The sequence below is a fragment of the Shinella yambaruensis genome (assembly GCF_050859155.1).
Lineage (GTDB): Bacteria > Pseudomonadota > Alphaproteobacteria > Rhizobiales > Rhizobiaceae > Shinella > Shinella yambaruensis.
Genome location: NZ_CP150638.1, coordinates 472501 through 491302 on the forward strand (window position 1 = coordinate 472501; position 18802 = coordinate 491302).

An 18802-nucleotide genomic window follows, 5' to 3' on the forward strand; every position below is an offset into this window, starting at 1 on the left:
GGTTCCTGCTTAAAGTTAATCTGAGCAGGGTTAGCCGGCCCCTAAGACGAGGCGGACACGCGTAGTCGATGGGAACCACGTTAATATTCGTGGGCCTGGTGGTAGTGACGGATTGCGTAACTTGTAAGGGTTTATTGGATTATCCTTGCAGGGAAGCGGTTCCAGGAAACAGCTCCACCGTATAGACCGTACCCGAAACCGACACAGGTGGTCAGGTAGAGAATACCAAGGCGCTTGAGAGAACTCTGCTGAAGGAACTCGGCAAATTGCACGCGTAACTTCGGAAGAAGCGTGACCCTTTTGCACGCAAGTGTGATGGGGTGGCACAGACCAGGGGGTAGCGACTGTTTATCAAAAACACAGGGCTCTGCGAAGTCGCAAGACGACGTATAGGGTCTGACGCCTGCCCGGTGCTGGAAGGTTAAGAGGAGAGGTGCAAGCTTTGAATCGAAGCCCCAGTAAACGGCGGCCGTAACTATAACGGTCCTAAGGTAGCGAAATTCCTTGTCGGGTAAGTTCCGACCTGCACGAATGGCGTAACGACTTCCCCGCTGTCTCCAGCAGAGACTCAGTGAAATTGAATTCCCCGTGAAGATGCGGGGTTCCTGCGGTTAGACGGAAAGACCCCGTGCACCTTTACTATAGCTTTACACTGGCATTCGTGTCGGCATGTGTAGGATAGGTGGTAGGCTTTGAAGCGGGGACGCCAGTTTCCGTGGAGCCATCCTTGAAATACCACCCTTATCGTCATGGATGTCTAACCGCGGCCCGTCATCCGGGTCCGGGACAGTGTATGGTGGGTAGTTTGACTGGGGCGGTCGCCTCCGAAAGAGTAACGGAGGCGCGCGATGGTGGGCTCAGACCGGTCGGAAATCGGTCGTCGAGTGCAATGGCATAAGCCCGCCTGACTGCGAGACTGACAAGTCGAGCAGAGACGAAAGTCGGTCATAGTGATCCGGTGGTCCCGCGTGGAAGGGCCATCGCTCAACGGATAAAAGGTACGCCGGGGATAACAGGCTGATGACCCCCAAGAGTCCATATCGACGGGGTTGTTTGGCACCTCGATGTCGGCTCATCGCATCCTGGGGCTGGAGCAGGTCCCAAGGGTTTGGCTGTTCGCCAATTAAAGCGGTACGTGAGCTGGGTTCAGAACGTCGTGAGACAGTTCGGTCCCTATCTGCCGTGGGTGTAGGAATATTGACAGGATCTGTCCCTAGTACGAGAGGACCGGGATGGACATATCTCTGGTGGACCTGTTGTCCTGCCAAGGGCATAGCAGGGTAGCTATATATGGAAGGGATAACCGCTGAAGGCATCTAAGCGGGAAACCCACCTGAAAACGAGTATTCCCTTGAGAGCCGTGGAAGACGACCACGTTGATAGGCCGGGTGTGGAAGCGCAGCAATGTGTGAAGCTTACCGGTACTAATCGCTCGATTGGCTTGATCGTTCTCATTGAATATGCTCATCGAAGATGAGCAAAGACCTTTTGTCCTCACGGGCGCATCGCGATCTTCGATCGCTGCCCTGCGGACGGCGCGCCGGACGACCGGCGGCTCGGCTCTGCCGGCTGTTGGATCGCCAACGCGAAAAGGTTCAAAGACGTGTTCAAAACAAAGAAGGCATTGCCTTTACCAGCTTCTCAAAACATGCACGAAGCATGCGCATACGTTCCCGTATGGCCGCTTTGGCACCCCTGTGAGCGACGAGCGAACAGGAAAGGTTTGCCAAAGCAAGACAGGAACGATGTTCATGCCGAAGGCATCAACATTGCCCTTAGCCGACCTGGTGGTCATGGCGGGGTGGCCGCACCCGTTCCCATTCCGAACACGGCCGTGAAACGCCCCAGCGCCAATGGTACTTCGTCTCAAGACGCGGGAGAGTAGGTCGCTGCCAGGTCTGCTAAAGGCAATGTGAAACAATCTTCTCGGAACAAAATCGGCCAAAACCGACAAGGACCGCAAAAGCGGAAACCCCACTTCTTGAAATACCGGAATATCGCGGGGTGGAGCAGCCCGGTAGCTCGTCAGGCTCATAACCTGAAGGCCGCAGGTTCAAATCCTGCCCCCGCAACCAACGATCCCAAAGAGCCCCCTCCGTGGGGCTTTTTGCGTTTCTGGGCTGTGCCGCCTCGCCGTAACCCGACAACGCTTCCTCCCACCCCGAACATCCCAAAACATTGCATATTCTTGCGCGAAGAGCTTCAAAACGTGGGTGGGGTGCATACCCATAGGATGCTCGCTGCGTCATTGCCTATATTGCGGTAGGAATGCGGAATGCTCGAGCGGAAGCAGAAACCGTCGCCGGCTTCGAGGCGGAAGGTGTCGCCGTTGAGGGTCAGTTCGACGACGCCGGTGAGGACATAGCCGACCTCCTCGCCCTCGTGCGTGATGGTCTCCCCGCTCTGCCCGCCCACTTCCAGGTGGTGGATGTTGCATTGAAGGAGATGACCGTCCTTATAGGGAATGATGCGTTCGAGCATGAGGCCACGCGAGGTGCCCTTGTGCCTGTCGAGGGTGATGAACGGACGCGTGCCCTTGCGGAAAATGACGGATTCGTTGTCGGCCGGCTCGTCGAAGAGCCAGCCGATGTTGGTTTCGAGCACCTGCACGACGCGATGGATCATCGGGAGGGAGGGCAGGACCTTGCCGTTTTCCACCTTCGACAGCAGGCTCTGCGAGCATTCGCTGCTTTCGGCGAGTTCCTTCAGCGTCAGGCCCTTCATCTGCCGTGCGAGCCGCAGCCGGACGCCGAGGCTCTTCTTGGTGTCGCTGAGGCTGTCGCGCTGAGAGCCCTGCCTCTTCTCCCGCTTCATTCCGGTTCCTTCTCGGCCGCTGATCGTGCTGGGCGGCGTGTCGTTGAAATTCAATGGGCCATGCCGCCATCGACCATCATCTGCTTTGCAGTGATATAGCGGGATTCCTCCGATGCCAGAAACACATAAATCGGCGCCACCTCGTCCGGCGTGCCCTGTCGGCCGAGCGGTACGATGCGCTTGACGACCTCGCCATGCGCCTCGACACCGCCCATGAGGGCGATGGCCGGGTTGTTGAACGGCGTGTCGATCCAGCCGGGCAGGACGGAGTTCACGCGGATATTGTCCGGCGCCAGCTCCTGCGCGAGCGCCACGGTATAGGCAATGACCGCGCCCTTGGCGGCAGCATAGCCCGTCATGCCCGGTGCGCCGCGAAGGCCCGCCAGCGAAGAGGTGGTGATGATGCTGCCGCCGCCGGCCTTGCGGATGACGGGGGCGGCATATTTCGTCGCGAGGAACGTGCCGCGGGCATTGACGTCGAACACCACGTCCCAGTCGGCGGCGGAGAACTGCTCGGCATGGCCGAGCCTCTGCAGCCCGGCGAAAAAAACGAGCGTATCGATCCCGTTCATCCGGCTTTCGGCCGCCGCGACGGCATCGCGCACGCTCGCCTCCTCGCGGACGTCGCAGGCGATGGCCGAGGCGTGGCGGCCCGTTTTCGCGAGGCTTGCGACCGTTTCCTCGGCCGCCGGCCGGTTGATGTCGGCGATGACGATGTCCGCGTCGTTGTCGGCGAACTGAATGGCCGCGGCTCTTCCGATGCCGGTGGCGGCGCCGATCATCAAGGCTTTCTTGCCTGCAAGTCTCATGTCTCTTCTCCTCTGGTCAGGTCGTTTGCGATTGGCAGGCCTGCGCAAGCGCGACCCAATAGTGCGCACCGAGCGGCAGGATCTCGTCGTTGAAGTCGAAGTCCGGGCTGTGCAGCGCCGTTGGGCGGCCGTTGCCGATCCAGGCATAGGCTCCCTTGCGCGCGGCGAGCATGAAGGCGAAGTCTTCCGAAGCCATGCTCGGCGGAAATTGCGTGACCGGCGCCCCGCCGGCGGGCGAGAGTTCCGCGGCGCGCAACATGATGCCGGCGGCGTCCGGATCGTTCGTCGTGACGGGATATTGCGACGTGAGGTCCAGGGCGATCGCGACGGCATGGGTCCGGGCGATGCCCTCGACGATCTCGTGCATCCGGCGGTGCGCCGTCCGGGCGACGCCGGGATCGAAGTAGCGCAGGGTTCCGCGCAGCGTGACGCTGTCGGGCAGCGCGTTCAGGGAATGACCGCCGTGGATTTGGGTGATCGAGAGCACGAGTTGCTGGTGCGGATCGATGGCGCGGCTGACGATGGCCTGCAGCGCCTGCGTCAGAGCGCCCGCCGCCACGATCGTGTCAGTGCCGAGATGCGGCAGGGCCGCATGCACGCCGTTGCCGCTGACCGTGATCGTGAAGAGGTCCATGGCCGCCATCATCGGCCCCGGCTGCACCGCGATCCTGCCCGTTTCGAGGGAGGGCCAGTTGTGCAGGCCGAAGACGAGGTCGCATTGCGCATGGTCGAAAAGCCCGTCCTCGACCATGACCCTGCCGCCGCCGGCCGCCTCCTCGGCCGGCTGGAAGATGAAATGCAGCGTGCCCGCCAGATCCTCCTGCCGGGAGAGATAGTCGGCCGCGGCGAGCAGCATGGCCATATGCCCGTCGTGCCCGCAGGCATGGGTGGCACCGGGTCGGGCGGAGCGGTAGGGCAGGGACGATTGCTCGTTCAGCGGCAGGGCGTCCATGTCCGCGCGAAAGCCGATGCTTGGTCCCGCCCTCTTTCCCCGCAGGCTCGCCACCAGACCGGTTCCGGCAAGGCCCTGCCTGACCGGCAGGCCCATCTCGTCGAGACGGGCCGCCAGGAAGGCCGCCGTCTCGCGCTCCTCGAAGGCGGTTTCGGGGTTCCGGTGGAGATGATGCCGCCAGGCGCGGTGGGCGGCCGCGCGCTCGCCGAAGAATGCCGACGCCCGTTCGAGGGAGGAGGTCATAGGCTGTCCATTCGTTTCAGGTCGGATCCGTCGCGCGCCGCCGCCGCGATCGAGGGGGTCGGCAGGCGGTCGAGGCCGAGATGGCATGCGGCCGCGCTTCCGCCCGCCCGGGGTGACAGCGGCGGCTCGACGTTTCGACAGGTCTCGATGACGAAGGGGCAGCGGCTGCGGAAGGAGCAGCCTTCGGGAATGTGGATCGGGTCAGGCGGCTCGCCTTCGAGCAGGTAGTCCTTCGGCAGGAAGGGCTTTTCCTCCACCGTGCTCACCGAACTCAGAAGCGTGCGCGTGTAGGGATGGGCGGGCTCGCCGAAGATCGTCTCGTTGTCGCCGATCTCGACGATCTTGCCGAGATACATCACCGCGATGCGGGCGCAGGCCCGCCGCACCATGGCAAGGTCGTGCGAGATGTAGAGATAGGTGATGCCGTGCTTGCGCTGAAGGCTGTCGAACAGGTCGAGAAGCCTGGCCTGCTCGACCTGGTCGAGCGCGGACAGCGTCTCGTCGAGGATCAGCACGCTCGGTTCGAGAACCATCGCCCGGGCGATGTTGACGCGCTGCCGCTGGCCGGCGCTGAGGCCGACGGGCAGGGCGTCATAGAGATCGGGCGACAGGCCGACGTCCTGCATCACGCCGCAGACCCGTTCCCGCAGTCCGCGTCCCGAGGCCAGCCGGTGGATGCGCAGGGGCTCGGCGATCGTCGCACCGATCGAAACATGCGACGGGATGGACGTGTAGGGATCCTGCAGAAGGAGCTGGAACCGCCGCCGCATCGAAAGCAGGGCCGCGCCGCGCAGGGTGGCGACGTCGACGCCGTTCACCTCGATCGCGCCATGATCCGGCGGTTCCAGCGAGGAGAGCAGGCGCGACAGGGTGGATTTTCCGCAGCCGGATTCGCCGATGAGCCCGAGGCTCTCGCCGCGCCGGACTTCGAAGGAGACGCCCCGGACCGCCTGTACCCGGTTCTTGCGGAACAGCGACGTGCGATCCTTCACCGCATAGGTCTTGGCGACATCGCGCACGCTGAGGACGACGGGTTCGGCATTGGCCTCGGGTAGGCTGCCGACGCCGTGCCAGAGGCGGGGAACCTTGGCGAGGAGATCCTTCGTATAGGGGTGAACCGGGTTCCTCTGGATCCTGCCGGTATCCTGCGCCTCCACGATGCTCCCCTTGTCGAGGACGACGACCTCGTCGGCGATGTCGACGATGGTGCCGAAGGAGGAGGAGACGAAGACGATGGAGGTGCCGAAATCCCGTTGCAGGTCGCGCAGCAGCCGCAGGATCTGCGCGGCGACGGTCACGTCCAGCGGCTGGGTGATGTTGTCGGCGACCAGCAGCTTCGGGTTGGAGATCAGCGCATCGACGATCATCGCCCGCTGCATCATGCCGCCGGAGAACTGGAAGGGATATTCGTCGAAGCGCGCGCGGGCGGAGGGGATGCGCACGGCATCGAGCAGGTCGACGACGCGCGTCCTCGCCGCCTGGCGGGAAAGGCCGGGCTCGATGGTCCGCAGCTTCTCCTCGATCTGATGGCCCACCGGCACGGTCGGGTCGAGCGCCGTCGTCGGATTGGCGCCGATATAGGCGATCTCGCGGCCGCGCAGGCGCGCCATGTCCGTCTCCGGCAGGGCGAGGAGGTCGCGGTCCCGATAGATCACCCTGCCGGCGGTGATCACAAGCGGCGGGCGCACCCAGTTCACCAGGGCGCGCGACAGAAGCGTCTTGCCCGCGCCGCTTTCGCCGATGATGCCGAGGACGGATTTCGGCTTCACCGCGAAGGTGACGTTCGAGATGAGGGGGCGTGCTGTACCGGCCGAACCGAGGCAGATGCTGAGGTTTTCGACGTTCAGGAGAGGTTCCGCCGCCATCATGCCGCTCCCTGCAGGACGAGGTTCCGGCTTCTCTCCAGAACGCCGCCCATGAGGTTGAGGCTGCCCAGCGAAAGTGCGAGCAGGCAGCCGGGGACGATGGTGATCCACCAGGCATTCAGCAGATATTGCGTGCCGCCCGAGATGATGGTGCCGAAGGTCGGCGTCGGCGGCTGGATGCCGATGCCGATGAAGCCGAAGATCGCCTCGAAGATCATCATGCGCGCCACGTCGAGGACCGCGACGAAGGCAATGGGCGGCAGGATGGACGGTGCGATATGGCGGACCATGATGCGAAGGTCCGACGCGCCGATGATGCGCGCGGCGCGTACATATTCCTTCTGCCGCTCGGCGAGCGTCACGCTGCGCGCGACTCGGGCATAGATCGGCCAGCCGGAGAGCACGAGCACCGCGACGATGGTGAACGGGTTCGGCCGGGACATGCCGAGAATGGTGATGGCGAGGATGATGACCGGAATGGACATCTGGATATCGGTGATGCGCATCAGGACGACATCCGTCCAGCCGCCGCGATAGCCGGAGAAGATGCCGATGGCGCAGCCGAGCACGAACATCAGCATGACGCTGACGACGCCGATCAGGAAGGCGTTGCGCAGCCCGACCAGCGAGCGCAGCAGGAGGTCGCGGCCGAGCTGGTCGGTACCGAGGAAATAGGGGAGCCTGCCGCCCTCCATGAAGACGGGGGGCAGGAACTTGTCGGCGACGGAGATCTTCGTGGCGGAGGCGTCGATGACGAAGGGCCCGAGCAGCGTCAGCAGGCAGAGCGCAAGGAAGAGCAGGCTCGCCACCTTCATCTCGGAGGAGCGCCAGGCAAGGCGCAGGATGCGGGCATTGACGCTCTGGCCCCGGGCCGGGGCGGAGGACTGCGGGATGGAGGATAGAACGGCCATGATACCCCTCAGAACTTCAGGCGCCGGTCGATCGTCGTCGAGGCGAAGTCGACGGCGATGTTGATGAAGACGAGCACGGTGCTGGCGAAGATCGCGACGGTCTGGATCACGGGGAAGTCGCGCTGGAAGACCGCATTGATGGTCAGGAGCCCGATGCCGGGGAAGCTGAAGATGTATTCGACGACGAAGAGCCCGCCGAGCAGCATGCCGATCATCTGCGCGCCGAAGCTGTTGAGCAGCGGTACGGCCGCGTTGCGCAGCACATGGTGGAACAGCATGATCCGCGCGCTGAGGCCGCGCACCTGGCCGATCTCGTAGAACGGGTCCTGCACATTGGTCGCGACCGCCACAGAGATCGAGCGGATCATCACCGGCGCGAGTTCCACCGCGACGACGATCGCCGGGATGATGACATAGCCGATATGCTGGTAGCCGATGGCGGGCAGCCAGCCGGTGCGCGCCGAAAGCAGGTAGATCAGCACGATGCCGACCCAGACATTGGGCAGCGAGACGAGGAAGGAGGAAAGGTAGAGGGCGACCTTCTGGGGCCAGCCGCTGTTCCTCACCCCGGCCAGGATGCCGAGCGGTATCGAGACGAGACAGGCGAGCAGGAAGCCGCAGGCGGCGAGCAGCAGCGTATAGGGCAGGGCCCTGGCGATCAGCTCGATGACGGCGGCCCGCTCGACGGGCGGCGAGCCGGCGGCGTCCTGGGAGCCGCCCGTGGTGCCGCCCTGCTTGCCGCGGATGAAGGAATTGCCGAAGTCGCCCCTGGCGATGTCGCCGAGATAGCGCAGGAACTGCATCGGGATGGGATCGCGCAGCCCGAGGCGTTCGGCCGTTTCCTCCATGGCGCTCGGCGTCGCCATCGGCCCGAGGATGATGCGGATCGGATCGCCCGGCGCGATGCGCAGCAGCGTGAAAATGACGAAGGCGACGGCCAGGACGATGAGAACACCCTGACTGATGCGCCGCAAGAAGAATTCCAGGGCAAAAGCCATCTTTGGTAATCCGGCGATACGGGAACGGGAGCGGGCGATGCGGTGCTGGCGCATCGCCCGCAGGCGGCCTAGGACAGTGTCGCCTTCGACAGATCGATCGGCCCGTTCGGATAGAACGTGACGCCGTCGAGCCTGGCGCTCATCGCGCGCAGGAAGACCGAGGAGAAGAGCGAGATGCTCGGCGCCTTCCCGGCGATGAGCGGCAGGGTCTCTTCCTGCAATATCTTCAGGCGCTCCTCCGTGGAGGTGGCGCTGCGTTCCTTGTCGAGGGATGCGTCGATCTGCGGGTCGCTGACGCCGTTGATGAGTGCGAACTGGGAATGATAATTCGGCCGCAGCACGAGGTCGGGTTCGGGCGAGCCGGTGATCCAGCCGACATCGATGATATGACCGGGGCCCTGGCCGTCGGCGCGGCGATAGAGCTGTTCCTCCCAGGCGGCGGGCTCAAGGGTGGTGAGCTTCACCGGGAAACCCTGTTCCTGCAGCATGGCGGTGATGAGCTCGCCATATTCGCGGGTCTTCGGATAGAAGCCGACAGAGGTGATGTACTCGATTTCCGGCAGGCCCTCACCGTTCGGGAAACCGGCCTCGGCGAGAAGCGCCTGTGTCTTTTCCGGATCGTATTCCGGATAGCCCTTCACGTCGGTGAAGCCGAACTTCACCGGCGAGATGTGGCAGTTCGATGCCTGTCCGGCCTCTCCGACCACGGCAAGGACCTGGGAACGGTCGATGGCATGGCAGACCGCCAGCCGGATGCGCGGATCGTCGAAGGGCGGCTTGTTGCAGCGGAAGTGGAGATATTTGTTCTCGCTGGAAAGCGAGCGGTCCGTCTTCAGGCTCGCCTCCTTCTGGAGAGAGAGATACTGCTCCGGCTCCAGGCGCTCGGTCAGGTGATACTGGCCGTTGAGGAGGCCGAGCACGCGGGTGTTGGCGTCGGGCACATAGGCCCAGACGATCTCCTCGATGGTGGGCTCGCCCTCATGGAAATCGTCGAAGGCGGCGAACTTGATCTGGTCGCCGACGGTCTCGACATATTTGAACGGGCCCGTTCCGTTCGGCCTTTGCTTGAGCGTATCGGGATTGGCGACGTCGGCGGCCGACAGGATCGGCAGGAAGCTCGAAACGTACCAGAAATTCAGCGCCGGATAGCCGTATTGCCTGGTGTTCAGCCGCACCGTGTGGTCGTCGATCACTTCGACGTCCACGCGCCCCGGATACCAGGCCGAGGCCGGGCGGTCGGGGTTGGAGGCATATTCGTAGGTCGCCTTGACGTCCGCCGCGGTGAAGGGCTTGCCGTCATGGAAGGTGACGCCCTGGCGCAGTTTGTATTCCAGCGTGTGCTCGTCGATGACGGACCATTCGGTCGCAAGGTCCGGCAGGATCTCGCCTGGATTGGCCTCGCTCATCGGGCATTTGGTCAGGTGGCCGAAGAGGAAGCCCTCGGCGGTGATCTGCGGGGCGACCGTGTGCGAGGTCGGGTCCCAGCTGCTGGTCACGGTGCCTGCCGCCGCGAAGATGAGCGGGCCGGATGCGGCCGCGGCCCGGCTGGCAAGGCTCGGTAGCGAAAGCGCGGCGACGCCGAGGGCGGTCGCCTTCATGAATTCACGTCGGTTGATCGTCACGGTCAGGTTCCCTCTGGTTGGCGAAAAGGCACGCAGAGAGGCGCCGGCTCTCGGCCGGAAAATGTCGATGAAAAATGCTGCCCCTCCAGGAAGGCGGATTTCTCTGGATCCGCTTGCTTCCACGCGTTTTGTAAACTTAAACGCAACTATATTCAAGTGACTTGAATGTGAAGGTGGTGTAATTTCCTTTCGCGCCTCTCGCTTGAGGAGCGTGGTCGGCAAATCCGCTGAGACGGGCACGCCCTCGATTTCCGGCGGTTTGCGGCGTGTTGCGTCGAAAAGGCAGGCGATATGGCGGCGGCACAAAAGCGCGAAGAACCGCATGTTGACATTCCGCATTTCTCGATCTTATCGTAACGGGACGTCAATCCGTTGACGGGCGGCAAGGTTGCCGCCGGACTTCTGAGCGCAATGTCGCCTCCTGTGCCTCGCATCGTTCCGAGGCTGGGAGGTTTTTTGTTTTCTGGCGGGAGAACGAAAACAGGCGCATCCTGGGAAACGCGGACGGACGGCACTTCGGCAAGCTGAAGCCATGGGGCGACAAGACCTCACCGGCGATGGCCGATCAAGAAAAGGGGATCAAATACAGGGATGAACCGAGACAATGGGAGCTCTCAATCGAAACCAGCGGACCTCCGCGCCATGGCGTGTGGGGGTCCTGTTCTCGAAGACCGGATTCATGTCGGTCATCGAGGAAACCCAGCTGCGCGGCACGCTGATCGCCATCGATGAAATCAACGACCGGGGCGGCGTCAACGGGCGCCCGATCGAGCCGATCGTCTACGATCCCGGCTCGGAAATCCGGTCCTACGGGCAATATGCCAAGCGCCTGATGGTCGAGGATGGTGTCAGCACGATCTTCGGCTGCTACACCTCGGCGAGCCGCAAGGCGGTCCTGCCGGTCGTCGAGCGGCTGGATGGCCTTCTGTGGTATCCGACGCTCTACGAGGGCTTCGAGTTCTCGCCGAACGTCATCTATACGGGCGCGACGCCGAACCAGAATTCCGTGCAGCTGTGCAAGGCGCTGATGAGCCAGTTCGGCAACCGGTTCTTCTTCGTCGGGTCGGACTATGTCTATCCGCGCGAATCCAACCGCGTGATGCGGGAGCTGGTGCGCAACAATGGCGGAACGGTCGTTGGGGAGCGGTATCTTCGCCTTGAGGCCGACCGCAGCGAATTCGTGCCGCTGGTGCGCGAGATCAAGCAGGCGCAGCCGGACGTCATCTTTTCGACGGTCGTGGGCGAATCCACCACCTTCCTCTATCAGGCCTATCACGATCTCGGCCTCAATCCGAAGACCGTGCCGATCGCCAGCCTCACCACGACCGAGGCGGAGATCCGGGCGATGGGCTACGATGTCGGGGAGGGGCATTATACGGCCGCATCCTACTTCCAGGGAATCGAGACGGCGCGCAACAGCAGTTTCGTCAGCCACTACCAGAAGCGCTACGGCGACGACGAGCCGACCAATATGTGCCTCGAAGCCTCGTATTTTCAGGTGAATCTCTTCGCGCGCACGCTGGAGGAGACCAATTCTCTCGACACCAGGCAGTTGCGCACCTTCGTCATGGGCGCGGAATTCGAGGCGCCGCAGGGAAGCGTGTCGATCAATCCCGTCTGGGGCCATGCGGATGTGTGGACGCGCATCGGCCGGGCGAACCGGCAGGGCCAGTTCGACATCGTCTTCCAGTCACAGGCCAGCGTGAAGGCCGATCCCTATCTCATCGGCTACGGCCGTTGCCTGGAGAATTGCTGAATGCAGCGAACAGAAACGCGCCGTCCCGCGCGGGAGGAGAAGATGCCGGACATGTCGAGGGCGGACTACGGGCACGATCGCTGGATCGGTACGCAACGGCCGGAAAGCCGCGCCAGCGCGGAGGAGCGCCCGCGGCAGGCGGGCCTGCCGGCCGAATTCACCGTCGCCGTCATCGTCGAGCGTGACGACAACGGCGAGTTCCTGATCCGGGAATTGCAGCGGCAGCGCGTCGCCGTGCGGCACATCTGGCCGAAGCCGGCGCAGATTCCCCTGCAATACGACGCGATCTTCTGCCTGCTGTCGGACGATCTTCCCCAGCGCATACCCTGGGTGCCGGGGGAGCCTTCCTCTGCGCTCATCCTGGTGGATGACGGCAAGGCGCCCCTCAATTTGAAGCTCGTCCACAACTGCGCGGCGCATGGCATGCTGCATTATCCGGCAACCGCCCGGATGATCCAGTCGGTGCTGATGATGGCCCGCGAGCATTTCCAATATGAGCGGCGCCTTCGCGGGCGGATCGACAAGCTCGACGAGAACCTGCGCACCATGCGCCTCGTCGAGCGGGCGAAGGCGCTGCTCATCCGCTTGAAAAACCTGAGCGAAGAGGAGGCCTACAACTTCCTGCGCAAGCAGGCGATGGAGAAGCGCGTGACCATCGGCGCCGTCGCTGCGGCGGTGATTGACTCGCACGAACTTCTCAGTTAGCGTTTTGGAATTGTCCGCGGCAAAGACGCCGCGCACATAAAGGGTGACGAAACCCCGCGGGTCCGCAAAGAGCGGAACGTGGGGTTTTTTGTTTTTCTGAATGGCCTGATGCAGGCCCGGTGAAGCAACGCTGGTGGCGTTGCATCCGGACCCGCCGACAGCCCGAGCACATTCCCCGCGGCGAGGACGCCGCAAACAAATCCAGAGGCGAAGAGGCCCCGAAACGATCTGCCGGACCGGCGGAGCGCTTCGGGGCCTTTGTTTTTTGATGGAGACAGAGGGTGAACAAGAACAGGCGTGAATTTCTGAAAGTTGGGGCCGCAGCAGGCGCGGTGTCGCTGGTCGGCTTTCCCCATATCTGGTCGAAGAATTCCTCGCTGGCCTTCGCACAGGACGGCGAGATCAAGGTGGGCGTGCTCTTCTCGCTGACCGGCACGACGGCGATCATCGAGGAGTCGCTGAACAAGGCGACGCTGATGGCGATCGAGGAGATCAACGCCAATGGCGGCATCAACGGCCTGAAGATCACACCGGTCGTGGAGGACCCCGCATCGGACCCGGCGACCTTCGCCGAAAAGGCCCGCAAGCTGGTGCTCTCCGACCGCTGTGTTTCCGTCTTCGGCTCCTATACCTCGGCGAGCCGCAAGGCGGTGCTGCCGGTCTTCGAGAAGCAGGAGAACCTCTTCTGGTATCCGACGCTCTACGAGGGCCGCGAGTGCTCCAAGAACGTCATCTATACCGGCGCCGTGCCGAACCAGCAGCAGGACGATTTCATCCCCTGGCTCGTCGAGAAGTTCGGCAAGCGCTGGTACCTGATCGGCTCGAACTACATCTACCCGAAGGAAGAGAACAACTACTGCAAGAAGCTGCTCGAAGGGCTCGGCGCGGAAGTGATCGCCGAGGAATACGTGCCGCTCGGCCATTCGGAATTCTCCTCCGTCATCAACAAGTTCCGCTCGGAAAAGCCCAACGTCATCTTCTCGACGGTGGTCGGCGATTCCGTCGTGGCGCTGCACCGGCAGTATCGTGCGGCCGGCCTCGATCCGGCGACCATGCCGATGGCAAGCCTCACCACCTCGGAGAACGAGGTCGCGGCCATGGGCGGTGACGCCGCCGCCGGCCACTTCACCTCCGCACCCTATTTCATGGTCTTCGATTCCCCGGAGAACCAGCGTTTCGTCGAGGCCTATCGCTCGCGCTGGGGCGGCGACAAGGTCACGCATTTCGTGTCGGAATCCGCCTATTTCCAGATCCACCTCTTCAAGCAGGCGGTCGCCAAGCTTGCCGCGAGCGACATCGGCCCGCTCGCCATCCGCGAGGCGGTGAAGGGCGAGGAATACAAGGCGCCGCAGGGGCTCGTGAAGGTGGAGCCGGAGAACCTGCATTGCTGGCTGCGCCCGAAGATCGGGCAATGCAAGCCGGACGGGCAGTTCGAGATCCTGACGCAGTCCGCCGACTGGCTGGAGCCCAATCCCTACAGCGCCTATCCCAACCAGAAGTGCACCGCCGAAGGCCTCAAGGAGGTCTGATCCCCCAAGCAGCCGGCGGCCGTCTGTCGGTCGGCCGCCGGCCCAACCTGCGGAGAAGGTGCATATGGACTTCGTCGTTTCGCAAATCCTGACAGGCCTCAGCCTGTCGTCGATCCTGCTTCTCGTGGCCCTCGGGCTTGCGATCATCTATGGCGTGACCGGCGCCATCAACCTTGCCCACGGCGAGTTCGTGATGCTCGGCGCCTATTGCGCCTGGCTGCTGCAGAGCCAGCTTGGCTGGAGCCTGCTGGCGAGCCTTGCCGTGATCTTCCTCCTGATCGCCGCGCTCGGCTGGCTGATCGAGGTCGCCGTCATCCGCCATCTCTACGACCGGCCGCTGGACACGATCCTTGCCACCTGGGGCCTTGGCGTGATGACCCAGCAGATCGTCCGCCTGACGGCTGGCGGCGAGCTGCGCTACGTCCAGATGCCGCCGTCGCTCTCCGGCAGCGTCGATATCCTCGGTGCGACCGATTCGGCCTACCGGCTCTTCGTGCTCGCCGTGGCGCTCGGCCTCTTCCTCGCGACCTGGTGCATCTACCGCTACACGCCCTTCGGCCTGAAGCTTCGGGCGATCACCCAGAACCGCGCCATCGCGTCGAGCTTCGGCATCAATTCCGCCAGGGCCTACCGGCTGACCTTTGCTTACGGGGCCGGAATTGCGGGGCTCGCCGGCGCGCTGATCTCGCCCTTGAAGAGCGTCTCGCCCGAGATGGGCACGACCTATGTTGTCGACGCCTTCATGGTTGTCGTGCTCGGTGGCGTGCAGAGCCTTGTCGGCACGCTCGCGAGCTCTGCCGTGCTCGGCGAGACCTCCGGGCTCCTTGCCTATTACAGCAACGACACGATCGCCAAGGCGCTCGTTCTCGTCGCCATCGTCATCATCATCCGGTTCCGGCCGCAGGGCTTGTTCGCCCCGCGTGTGCGCGCCTGACCGCCCGCGTCAACGAGAGGTTCCGTCCTTGTCTGGAAAAGTCTCCCGCCAAATCCTCCTCTACGGCGCCGTCTGTCTGGCGATCCTCATCGTGCCCGTGCTGGTCGACGACGCCTTCCTGCTGAACAAATATGCCCGCTACCTGATCTTCGGCATGCTGGCGATCGCGCTCAGCCTGTCCTGGGGCTATGCCGGCATCCTCAATCTCGGCCAGGCGACGACCTTCGGCCTCGGCTCCTACTGCATGGCCATGTTCCTGAAGCTGAAGACGGTGCCGATCCACACCGGCAGCGACGGCCTTCCCGACTTCATGGTCTGGAACAACGTGACGGAACTGCCTTGGATCTGGGTGCCGTTCCATTCCATGCCCGTTGCGCTCCTTGCCGGCATCCTCGTCCCGGCGCTCTTCGCCGCGCTGCTCGGCTGGTTCATGTTCGGCGGGCGCATCGCCGGCGTCTATGCGGCGATCATCACGCTTGCCGCCATGGTGGTGGTCAACCTCATCATCATCGACCAGCAGAGCTATACCGGCGGCTTCAACGGCGTCACCGATCTTGCGCGGTTCGAGATTTTCGGCCTGACCTTCGACGCCTACTCAGCCTCGACCTACTATCTCGTCGCGATCTGCCTCACGGTTACGCTGTTCCTCGCGCTCGCCGTTTCGCGCAGCAAGACCGGCCTCATCCTGCAGGCGGTGCGCGACCAGGAGGAGCGGGTGCGCTTCTTCGGTTATGACGTGGCGCTCTACAAGACCTTCGTCTTCGCGCTTTCGGCCGCCATCGCCGGCCTTGCGGGCATGCTCTACACGATCATCATGGAATTCGCCTCGCCGACCTTCCTCGGCGTGCCGCTCAGCCTTTCCATCGTGATCTGGGTCGCCGTCGGCGGCCGGCAGAGCCTTCTCGGCGCCATGCTGGGCGCGGTGCTCGTCACCGGCGTGCAGGGCGCGCTGTCGGAAACCGAAGCCTTCCTCGAAACCTGGACCCTCGTCATGGGCGGCCTCTTCGTCCTCATCGTGCTGTTCATGCCGAAGGGGCTGGCGGGCGCCGCCCTCGTGCGCCGCTTCCCTAAGGCGGAGCGCAAGGGCGGCGCCCGCCATGCCACCGAGCAGACCTCCAAATCCCAACCCCATCTCGGAGGTGCGCTATGACGCCCGCACGCGAACAGCTCCTTGCGCTCAAACAGGTGACCGTGGCCTTTTCCGGTTTCATTGCTGTCGACCGGCTCGACTTCGAGGTGGCGTCGGGCGAGCTGCGCTGCCTGATCGGCCCGAACGGTGCCGGCAAGTCCACGACGCTCGACCTCATCTGCGGCAAGTCCCGCATCACATCCGGGGAAATCGCCTTCCGCGGCGCTCCGATCCACGTTCTCAAGGAATTCCGGATCGCACGCACCGGCATCGGCCGCAAGTTCCAGGTGCCGAGCGTCTTTCGCGAACTGACCGTCCGGGAAAACCTGGAGATCGGCTGCTCGCGCGATCCGGGCGTCTGGCGCAACCTGTTCCGCTTCTCCGGCGGGGTGGACACCGAGCGGCTGGAACGCCTCGCCGTCCTCGTCGGGCTGGAGGATCATCTCGAAACCCAGGCAGCGCAGCTTTCGCACGGCCAGACGCAATGGCTGGAGATCGCCCTCATCCTCGCCCAGGACCCTGCGCTCATCCTGATGGACGAGCCGACGGCCGGCATGACGGCGCACGAGACCAACATGACCGCCGAGCTCTTCAACCGGCTGCGCGGCAAGCACACGCTCGTCGTCGTCGAGCATGACATGGGCTTCGTGCGCGACATCGCCGAGACCATCTCGGTCATGCATCAGGGCAAGCTGCTGGCGCAGGGCACCGCCGACGAGGTTTCGCAGGATGCGAAGGTCCGCGAGGCCTATCTCGGTTCGGGAGGCATCGGCCATGCTTGAGCTTTCCGATGTCGACGGCTTCTATGGCCGCAGCCGCGCACTCCAGTCCGTCTCGCTCTCGGTGCGGGAGGGGGAATTCCTGACGGTGCTCGGGCGCAACGGCGTCGGCAAGACGACGCTGCTGCGCACCATCCTCGGCCTCATGTCGCGCTGCGCCGGCTCGATCCGGCTCGACGGGGCGGAGATCAACCAGCTCCCCACGCACATGAGGGCACGTGCCGGGCTCGGCTACGTGCCGCAGGGGCGGGGCATTCTGCCGAGCTTCACCGTGCGCGAGAACCTTCTCATCGGCACCTTCGCCGCGGAGAAGCCGGCGCGTACGATCCCCGACCACATCTTCGATCTCTTCCCGATCCTCAAGGAATTCCTCGGCCGGCGCGGCGGCAACCTCTCGGGCGGCCAGCAGCAGCAGCTCGCCATCGCGCGGGCGCTCCTGTCGGAGCCGAAGATCCTGCTGCTCGACGAGCCGACGGAGGGCATCCAGCCCAACATCGTCGAGCAGATCGAGGACGTGCTGATCGACCTCAACCGCAAGCACGGACTCGCCGTGATCCTCGTCGAACAGAACATCAAATTCGCGCGGCGGGCCTCGCACCGCTTCGCGATCCTCAATCGCGGGAGCGTGGCCCTGTCCGACGACATCGGCGCGCTCAGCGATGAGCTCATCCAGAGCCACCTCGTCGTCTAAGGAGACTTGAAATGTACCATGGTGACATCAGCAGCAGCAAAGATACCGTCGGCGTTGCTGTCGTGAACTACAAGATGCCGCGGCTGCACACCAAGGCCGAAGTGCTGGAGAACGCCCGCAAGATCGCCGCCATGATCGAGGGCATGAAGATCGGCCTGCCGGGCATGGATCTGGTCGTCTTCCCGGAATATTCGACCCACGGGATCATGTACGATTCCAGGGAGATGTACGAGACCGCCTCGCAGATACCGGGCGAGGAGACGGCGATCTTCGCCGAGGCCTGCCGCAAGGCCAATGTCTGGGGCGTCTTCTCGCTGACCGGCGAGCGCCACGAGGAGCACCCGAACAAGGCGCCCTACAACACGCTCATCCTCATGAACAACAAGGGCGAGATCGTCCAGAAATACCGCAAGATCATGCCCTGGGTGCCGATCGAGGGCTGGTATCCCGGCGACTGCACCTATGTCTCCGAGGGGCCGAAGGGCCTGAAGATCAGCCTCATCATCTGCGACGACGGCAACTATCCGGAGATCTGGCGCGACTGCGCGATGCGGGGCGCCGAGCTCATCATCCGCTGCCAGGGCTACATGTATCCGGCCAAGGAGCAGCAGGTGCAGATCTCCAAGTCGATGGCCTGGGCGAACAATGTCTATGTCGCGGTCGCCAATGCCGCCGGCTTCGACGGCGTCTATTCCTATTTCGGCCATTCCGCGATCATCGGCTTCGACGGGCGCACGCTCGGCGAATGCGGCACGGAGGAGAACGGCATCCAGTATGCCCAGCTCTCCGTCTCGGCCATCCGCGACGCCCGCCGCAACGGCCAGTCGCAGAACCATCTCTTCAAGCTCCTCCACCGCGGCTACACCGGCACGATCAATTCCGGCGACGGCGACCGCGGCGTCGCGGCCTGCCCTTACAACTTCTACGCCAGGTGGGTGAACGACCCGGACGGGACGCGCGAGATGGTCGAGGCCATGACCCGCGGCACGGTCGGCACGGATGAATGCCCGATAGACGGCATCCCGCACGCGGCCGCCCATCGCTGATGCCAACCGGGCCATCCGG

General features: G+C 63.7%; 15 protein-coding genes, 1 tRNA gene and 2 rRNA genes (1 of these 18 cut by a window edge). 11 read left to right on the top strand and 7 right to left on the bottom strand.

Translation table 11 applies throughout. From position 1 onward, the window contains the following. The 3 genes from WMC41_RS02320 to WMC41_RS02330 all read left to right on the top strand — a co-directional run. Nucleotides 1-1449, top strand: a 23S ribosomal RNA gene (locus WMC41_RS02320) (it extends 1434 nt beyond the left edge of the window). Nucleotides 1450-1783: 334 nt separating this feature from the next. Then, nucleotides 1784-1898: ribosomal RNA gene (gene rrf, locus WMC41_RS02325) — 5S ribosomal RNA — on the top strand. Nucleotides 1899-1998: 100 nt separating this feature from the next. Continuing rightward, nucleotides 1999-2075 (top strand) — tRNA-Met (locus WMC41_RS02330). A 127-nt stretch (nt 2076-2202) separates the two neighbouring features. Here the strand turns inward: WMC41_RS02330 and WMC41_RS02335 are convergent. The 7 genes from WMC41_RS02335 to WMC41_RS02365 all read right to left on the bottom strand — a co-directional run bounded on the left by WMC41_RS02335 (nt 2203) and on the right by WMC41_RS02365 (nt 10190). Beyond that, nucleotides 2203-2814 carry a cupin domain-containing protein gene (locus WMC41_RS02335; RefSeq protein WP_272804466.1) on the bottom strand — a complete coding sequence of 204 codons (612 nt, stop codon included), beginning with the start codon at nt 2812-2814 and terminating at the stop codon, nt 2203-2205. A gap of 50 nt (nt 2815-2864) precedes the next feature. Further along, complete coding sequence (locus tag WMC41_RS02340) at nt 2865-3623, bottom strand: SDR family NAD(P)-dependent oxidoreductase (protein WP_432346906.1); 759 nt, start codon at nt 3621-3623, stop codon at nt 2865-2867. Nucleotides 3624-3639: 16 nt separating this feature from the next. Continuing rightward, a complete protein-coding gene (locus WMC41_RS02345; protein ID WP_432346907.1) occupies nt 3640-4818 on the bottom strand; it encodes an amidohydrolase in 1179 nt (392 codons plus the stop codon). Further along, complete coding sequence (locus WMC41_RS02350; RefSeq protein ID WP_432346908.1) at nt 4815-6683, bottom strand: dipeptide ABC transporter ATP-binding protein; 1869 nt, start codon at nt 6681-6683, stop codon at nt 4815-4817. The genes WMC41_RS02345 and WMC41_RS02350 overlap by 4 nt, the downstream gene beginning before the upstream one ends. Further along, entirely contained in the window at nt 6683-7594 is a 912-nt protein-coding gene (locus tag WMC41_RS02355) for an ABC transporter permease (protein WP_432346909.1), read from the bottom strand. Before WMC41_RS02355 ends, WMC41_RS02350 begins: the two co-directional genes overlap by 1 nt. A gap of 8 nt (nt 7595-7602) precedes the next feature. Then, complete coding sequence (locus WMC41_RS02360; RefSeq protein WP_432346910.1) at nt 7603-8592, bottom strand: ABC transporter permease; 990 nt, start codon at nt 8590-8592, stop codon at nt 7603-7605. Between the two features lie 68 nt (nt 8593-8660). After that, nucleotides 8661-10190: an ABC transporter substrate-binding protein gene (locus WMC41_RS02365; protein WP_432348236.1), complete on the bottom strand. Its 1530-nt coding sequence runs from the start codon at nt 10188-10190 to the stop codon at nt 8661-8663. A gap of 703 nt (nt 10191-10893) precedes the next feature. Here WMC41_RS02365 and WMC41_RS02370 point away from each other — a divergent pair. From WMC41_RS02370 to WMC41_RS02405, 8 genes are all read left to right on the top strand, one after another. Further along, on the top strand, nt 10894-11970 hold the full coding sequence (locus WMC41_RS02370) for a transporter substrate-binding domain-containing protein (protein WP_432346911.1): 1077 nt from the start codon (nt 10894-10896) through the stop codon (nt 11968-11970). Beyond that, nucleotides 11971-12675, top strand: a complete 705-nt coding sequence (locus WMC41_RS02375) for an ANTAR domain-containing response regulator (RefSeq protein WP_272804473.1) — start codon at nt 11971-11973, stop codon at nt 12673-12675. A gap of 281 nt (nt 12676-12956) precedes the next feature. Continuing rightward, nucleotides 12957-14204: a transporter substrate-binding protein gene (locus WMC41_RS02380; RefSeq protein WP_244768088.1), complete on the top strand. Its 1248-nt coding sequence runs from the start codon at nt 12957-12959 to the stop codon at nt 14202-14204. A gap of 64 nt (nt 14205-14268) precedes the next feature. After that, entirely contained in the window at nt 14269-15138 is an 870-nt protein-coding gene (gene urtB, locus WMC41_RS02385; RefSeq protein ID WP_432346912.1) for an urea ABC transporter permease subunit UrtB, read from the top strand. Nucleotides 15139-15166: 28 nt separating this feature from the next. Continuing rightward, nucleotides 15167-16288, top strand: coding sequence for an urea ABC transporter permease subunit UrtC (gene urtC, locus WMC41_RS02390; RefSeq protein ID WP_432346913.1), 1122 nt, complete (start codon nt 15167-15169; stop codon nt 16286-16288). Further along, nucleotides 16285-17049 carry an urea ABC transporter ATP-binding protein UrtD gene (urtD, locus tag WMC41_RS02395; protein ID WP_272804477.1) on the top strand — a complete coding sequence of 255 codons (765 nt, stop codon included), beginning with the start codon at nt 16285-16287 and terminating at the stop codon, nt 17047-17049. Before urtC ends, urtD begins: the two co-directional genes overlap by 4 nt. Beyond that, nucleotides 17042-17737 carry an urea ABC transporter ATP-binding subunit UrtE gene (urtE, locus tag WMC41_RS02400; RefSeq protein WP_432346914.1) on the top strand — a complete coding sequence of 232 codons (696 nt, stop codon included), beginning with the start codon at nt 17042-17044 and terminating at the stop codon, nt 17735-17737. The genes urtD and urtE overlap by 8 nt, the downstream gene beginning before the upstream one ends. Nucleotides 17738-17748: 11 nt before the next feature. Then, nucleotides 17749-18783 (top strand): aliphatic amidase, encoded by a 1035-nt coding sequence (locus WMC41_RS02405; protein WP_432346915.1) that lies wholly within the window; start codon nt 17749-17751, stop codon nt 18781-18783. Nucleotides 18784-18802: the final 19 nt, after the last annotated feature.